The organism is Agromyces binzhouensis (genome assembly GCF_004135055.1).
Lineage (GTDB): Bacteria > Actinomycetota > Actinomycetes > Actinomycetales > Microbacteriaceae > Agromyces > Agromyces binzhouensis.
The window spans coordinates 1-5,547 of the sequence record NZ_SDPL01000203.1 but is presented as its reverse complement, the minus strand read 5'-3'; the positions used below and the strand labels follow the sequence as shown (position 1 = coordinate 5,547).

Here is a 5,547-nt window from a genome sequence, read left to right as displayed (position 1 = left end):
GGTCGGGCGATGGTCGGGCCGCCGACGTCGCGCCCGCGCCCGATGGGCCCGAGCGGGTCGAGCGGACCTCGGAGACGTCGGGCCGCACCTCCGCCGAGCACGAGGACGAGGTCGTCGCCGAGGAGCACGCGCCGCGGCACGCGCGGGAGGCCTGAGCCGCCCTCAGGGGCGGGCTCGGACGACGACGGGTTCGGCCCGATCGGATGCGCGGATGACGGTTCGGTGGCTCTTCGCCGGGCAGCTCGGCTCCTCGTTCGACGACGGCGGGCCGATCCTGCTCGTCGAGGCGCGCGCGGCGTTCGGCCGCGCGCCGATGCACCGGCAGAAGGCGCATCTCGTCCTCTCGGCCATCCGGCACCGAGCCGCCGAGCTGGGCGCCCGCGCCGAGTTCCGGCAGGTCGAGCGATTCGGTGACGCGGTGGACGGTCGCGACGACCTCGAGGTGATCGCGCCGCCGTCCCGCGCCGCACGATCCGCCGTCCAGCGACGCGGCATCCCGATGCTCCCGAGCCGAGGATTCACGACGACGGAGGCGGACTTCGCCGAGTGGATGTCCGGCCGTGGGTCGCGGCGCACCCGCATGGAGGACTTCTACGGCTGGGTGCGCGAACGGACCGGGCTCCTGATGCGCGGACCCGACCCCGAGGGCGGCCGGCTGAACCTCGACCGCGAGAACCGCCGCCCGCCGCCCAGGGGAGCCGTCACGCTGGGCCTCCCGGAGCCCTGGTGGCCCGACGAGGACGACATCGACCGCGAGGTGCGCGCGGACCTGGACCGCTGGGAGGCGGACGGGTCGGTCCGGCTCATCGGCGCGGACGGGCCGCGACGGTTCGCCGTCACCGAGGCGGAGGCCGAGCGGGCCGTCGACGACTTCATCGAGTCGAGGCTCGGCGACTTCGGCCCGTTCGAGGACGCCGTGCTCGAGCACGACTGGGTGATGGCGCACTCGCTGCTCAGCGTGCCGCTGAACCTCGGACTGCTCGATCCGCTCCGCCTCGCTCGGCGCGTGGCGACGGAGTACGACGCCGGTCGCGCCCCGCTGTCCAGCGTGGAGGGCTTCGTCCGCCAGGTCGTCGGCTGGCGGGACTGGGTCTGGCACCTCTACTGGCATCTCGGCCCGGACTACGTCCGCGAGAGCGATTTCCTCGGAGCGGACCGGCCGGTCCCCCGCCCCTTCGCGATGCTCGACCCGGACGGCGTCGACGCCGCGTGCCTGCGCGCGACGCTCGCCGACGTCCGCGACCGCGGCTGGGCCCACCACATCCAGCGGCTCATGGTGCTCGGCAACTGGGCGCTGCAGCGCGGCGTCGAACCGGCGGCGCTCAGCGACTGGTTCGCGGGGGCGTTCGTCGACGGGACCCCGTGGGTCATGCCGGCGAACGTCGTGGGCATGTCGCAGCACGCCGACGGCGGGCGGGTCGCCACGAAGCCGTACGCCGCGGGCGGTGCGTACCTCGACCGGATGACCGACTACTGCGGAGGGTGCCGTTTCGATCCGCGCGTCCGGACCGGTCCCGAGGCGTGTCCGTTCACGGCCGGGTACTGGGCGTTCCTCGACCGCGCCGAGTCGAAGCTGCGCGGCAACCACCGGATGGCGCAGCCGCTCGCCGGACTCCGCCGCCTGTCGGATCGTGCGGAGGTCGTCGCCCAGGAGCGGGCGCGCGACGAGGACAGCGACGGGTTCGGTCCGGCGCCGACGTGACCCCGTCGGCGCTCAGCCGAGCGCGTGCCGGATGCCGAGCGCCTCGTCCAGCTCGTCGTGCACGTCGTCGTGGCGACATCCGCTCGGGCAGCGGTAGTCGACCACGGCGAGACCCGCGTCGCCCATCGTCGGCACCACTGCCACGAGGGCGGTGGACGTCTCGCCGCAGCGCGGGCAGCGCACGCGGCGCCAGTGCTCGGTCATGCGTTCCTCCCGTCGGTCGCGGACGGGGGCTCGTCATCGTCGGGGTCCCCGTCCGAGTCCTCGCCCGCATCCGGCTGATGCTCGCCCGCGCGGTCGAGCGCCTCGGCGATCTCGGCGTCCAGGTCGTCCGTGGTCGCCCAGGATGTCGTGAGCACCTCGCCTGCGCCGACGGTGAACTCGATGAGCTGGGTCAGCAGCGTCCGCAGGCTCGTCGAGGCGAGCAGCCGGACCTGGTCGAGCGGGGTCAGCGGCGCGATCCCGGCGAGCTGCCACGCCGCCGCTGTCGGATCCTCGCTGAGCTCCGCGTCCGCGTCCCACGGCAGCTCGACGAACTCGCTCGCGCGGGCGATCGTGCGGCGAACGACGAGTTCGGCCCTCTCGAGCAGCGGTCCGAGGCTCTCGTCCCAATCGAGCTCCGGCAGCTCGCGGACGACGGCCACGGGATGCGGGTCGTCGGGCAGCCACTCCACGACCTCGATGCGACGGCCTCCCCGTGCGATCACCGCGAGGTCGCCCTCGGTGGCGCCGAGTTCGGTGACCCGAGCGACGGTGCCGACGTCGAACCTCCGCTGCGCCTCGGCGCCGGCGGCCTCGCGCCCGCTCTCGATCAGCACGACGCCGAACTCGCTCGGCTGGTCGTTGAGGATCCTGGACATCATGACGAGGTACCTGGGCTCGAACACGCGCAGGGCGAGGGGCATGTGCGGGAACAGCACACTGCCCAGGGGGAACATCGCGAACGAGCCCATGACAGCATGCAAGCACGTCGGGCGGCGGGCGGGTCGTCGCCACAGGTGCCTCGCGGCATCCCCCCAGCCGGTTCCGAGGAGCTACTTCACGAGCCGCGACAGGACGCGATCGGCGAGCGGGGTGCCGCCGGTCTGGCAGGTCGGGCAGTACTGGAACGTCGAGTCGTGGAACTCGACCTGCCGGATCGTGTCGCCGCACGCGGGGCAGGCCAGGCCGGTTCGGCCGTGCACCCGAAGGTTCCGCCGCTTGGCGTCCTTCAGCTCGGCGGCGGGCTTTCCGGACGCCTCGGCGAGCGCCTCGCCGAGGGTGCCGCGCATCGCGGCGTACAGCCGCTCGACCTCGCCCGGGTCGAGCGTCGCGGCGATCTTGTACGGCGACATCTTCGCGGCATGGAGGATCTCGTCGGAGTACGCGTTGCCGATCCCTGCGAGCACGGACTGGTCGCGGAGGAGCCCCTTGATTCGCGTTCGACGGCCGTCGAGGATCTCGGCGAAGCGCTCGAGGGCGAAGTCGTCGGCCATCGGGTCGGGGCCGAGCCTCGCCACACCGGGCACGTCGGCGGGATCTCGGACGACGTAGACGGCGAGCGACTTCTTCGTGCCGGCCTCGGTGAGGTCGAACCCGGCTCCGTCGTCGAGGCGGATCCGAAGCGCGATGGGCGATCGGCCCGGCCGGAGCACCGTGGTCGGGAGTTCGTCGTACCAGCGCAGCCAGCCCGCGCGGGCGAGGTGGAAGACGAGGTGGAGCGGCTCGCCGGCGGGGGTGCCGCCCGAGGCATCCGCCCCGCCCAGCTCGACGTCGAGGAACTTGCCGTGCCGCCCGACCGAGGCGATGGGCCGGCCCTCGATCGCGTGCAGGGGCGGATCGAACGTCTTCAGCGCCGCGATCGCGACGACCCGGGCGGACGTGATGGCATGCCCCTCGGCGCGCTCGGCGAGGAACTCGGCGAGCGCCTGGACCTCCGGCATCTCCGGCACGGGTCCATGGTGGCACCGGCCGCCGACTTCCGCGACCGGGGCCCCTCGTTCAGCTCGCGGGCGCGGGCGCCCCTGCGTCCACCCGGGTACCGCCGATCGCGGCCAGCTCCTCGATCGCCTCCGGGGTCAGCTGCAGTCCGCCGACGCCGTTCGCCGAGCGCATGAGGCGCTCGAGCCAGTCACGGACGAGACCGATCCGGTCGTCGGCGTCGTAGTTGACGACGACCGGCATCGTGGGGTGCACGAGCACCTCGTCGCGGTGCCCCTCGGGCGAGATCCATCCGACGAGCACGGGCTCGTGGATGCGGAGCTTGGCGATGACGACGGCGTGAACGTGGGCGAGCACGATGTCGGGGAGATCGATCCGCGTGATGCGGCCGACGTGGAGCGTTCCCAAACGGGGTCCTTCCGGGCATGGCGATGGAACGGGTCAGGCCGTCGATCGCCCGGGTGTCCCGGGACGTCCGCGTGGACGAGAATCCGCGCGGTGACCGACGGCCTGTGGCGGGCTTCGGGGACCCGCGCAGTCAGTTCTACGGACTGTTCCCCGATCGCGGGAGGGACTTGACACCGGCCCGTCGCGCGTGATCCGGTCTCCGCTCCGTCAGTTCGCGCGGTGCGCGGCCTCGAGCAGCGAGGTGAGCTCGTCGCGGAGCCGCTCGAGCCGTTCGACGGGGTAGCCGAGGCGCGCCACGACCTCTCCGGGCACTGCGAGCGCGCGTTCGCGCAGCGCCTCGCCGTCGGCGGTGAGCTCGATGTCGATGGCGCGCTCGTCGTCCGCGCTGCGCCGCCGGGTCACGAGCCCGGCCGACTCGAGGCGCCCGACGAGCGGACTGGCGGTGGCCGGCTCGAGGTGCAGGCGGTCGGCGATCTCGCGCAGTCGCAGCGGGCTCTGCTCCCACAGTGCGAGCATGACGAGGTACTGCGGGTGGGTGAGCCCGAGCGGATCGAGCGACGGGCGGTACAGCCGCACGACCTCGCGGCTCGTCGCGGCGAGCGCGAAGCAGAGCTGACGGTCGAGCTCGAGCGGGTCGATCATGCGCTCCAGAATAGTCTGTACACTAATCATTCGTGCACGAACAAAAACTGCCGAACCCGTGGAAGGGCGTGCCCGGGTTCTGGTCGCGCGTCAACCAGTTCCTCTATCCCGTCGCCGGGCCCGCTCAGGTCGGCATCGGACGGCCCGAGGCGCCCTACGTGCCGCCGGCCGATCCCGCATGCCCGCTGTGCGGTGCCCCGATGGCCGAGCACCGCATCGATCGCGGGGATGCCACGACGCCGACGCACCTGCACTGCCCCTGAGCGCGCGGGCGGCCGGTCCCGATCGCGCCCACCCGGATCACGTCGACGCGCAGCGCGCACGGTGGCGCGGTGCCGTGCTCAGGCGCCGGCGCCGTCGGTGCAGCGCACCTGGTCGATCCAGCCGAACTCCCGGTCGTCGTTGCCGAACACGACCGGCACCGCCTCGTCGGCTCGCACGTCCGACACGAGTCGCGTCTCGGTCTCCTCCGCGACCCACGAGTCGGCGTCGTCGTTGAAGACGAGGGTCACCTCGAGCACGTCGCAATCGGCCTCGGTGAACAGCGCCATCTGCCAGCAGCCCTCCGCGAACCCGATCGCGCAGTCGTCGTCGTAGCGCCCGTCCCAGTACATCTCGATCGCGGCGGGGAACTCGTAGCCGGTCTCGTACGACTCGTACCGTTCGACGTCGGCGCCGACCGCACCCGGGCCGGCCGACTCGGACGACTCGGCGATCGCCGTCTCCGCGACGCCCCGGACGAGGCCGAACAGGCCGATGCCTCCGGCGACGAGCACCGCGACGAGCGCCACCCCGCCGACCACGATCGCGGCGATCGCCCCTCCGGAGAGCCGGCGTCGCGGTGCGGTCGCCGCGAGCGCTCCCGTCGGCGCGGG

The 5,547-nt window shown here is 73.1% G+C and carries 8 protein-coding genes; 2 read left to right on the top strand and 6 right to left on the bottom strand.

Going from position 1 to position 5,547, the window contains the following annotated elements:
- Positions 1 to 211 precede the first annotated feature (211 nt).
- Positions 212 to 1,702, top strand: a complete 1,491-nt coding sequence (locus tag ESO86_RS10655; protein WP_129234869.1) for a cryptochrome/photolyase family protein — start codon at positions 212 to 214, stop codon at positions 1,700 to 1,702.
- Positions 1,703 to 1,714: 12 nt separating this feature from the next.
- Here the strand turns inward: ESO86_RS10655 and ESO86_RS10650 are convergent, their stop codons facing one another.
- The 5 genes from ESO86_RS10650 to ESO86_RS10630 form a co-directional block, all read right to left on the bottom strand.
- Entirely contained in the window at positions 1,715 to 1,906 is a 192-nt protein-coding gene (locus ESO86_RS10650; protein ID WP_129234868.1) for a hypothetical protein, read from the bottom strand.
- Positions 1,903 to 2,655 (bottom strand): LON peptidase substrate-binding domain-containing protein, encoded by a 753-nt coding sequence (locus ESO86_RS10645; protein WP_242492320.1) that lies wholly within the window; start codon positions 2,653 to 2,655, stop codon positions 1,903 to 1,905. Before ESO86_RS10645 ends, ESO86_RS10650 begins: the two co-directional genes overlap by 4 nt.
- An 81-nt stretch (positions 2,656 to 2,736) precedes the next feature.
- On the bottom strand, positions 2,737 to 3,633 hold the full coding sequence (locus ESO86_RS10640) for an Fpg/Nei family DNA glycosylase (protein ID WP_129234867.1): 897 nt from the start codon (positions 3,631 to 3,633) through the stop codon (positions 2,737 to 2,739).
- 49 nt (positions 3,634 to 3,682) lie between these two features.
- Positions 3,683 to 4,030, bottom strand: coding sequence for a DUF7882 family protein (locus ESO86_RS10635; protein ID WP_129234866.1), 348 nt, complete (start codon positions 4,028 to 4,030; stop codon positions 3,683 to 3,685).
- Between the two features lie 207 nt (positions 4,031 to 4,237).
- Positions 4,238 to 4,672: a MarR family winged helix-turn-helix transcriptional regulator gene (locus ESO86_RS10630; RefSeq protein ID WP_242492319.1), complete on the bottom strand. Its 435-nt coding sequence runs from the start codon at positions 4,670 to 4,672 to the stop codon at positions 4,238 to 4,240.
- A 32-nt stretch (positions 4,673 to 4,704) separates the two neighbouring features.
- On the opposite strand from ESO86_RS10630, the gene ESO86_RS10625 reads away from it, so the two are divergent.
- A complete protein-coding gene (locus tag ESO86_RS10625; protein WP_207207093.1) occupies positions 4,705 to 4,935 on the top strand; it encodes a hypothetical protein in 231 nt (76 codons plus the stop codon).
- Positions 4,936 to 5,013: 78 nt separating this feature from the next.
- Here ESO86_RS10625 and ESO86_RS18835 read toward each other — a convergent pair.
- Positions 5,014 to 5,547 (bottom strand): hypothetical protein (locus tag ESO86_RS18835; RefSeq protein ID WP_207207092.1); only part of this gene is annotated, 534 nt, incomplete at its 5' end.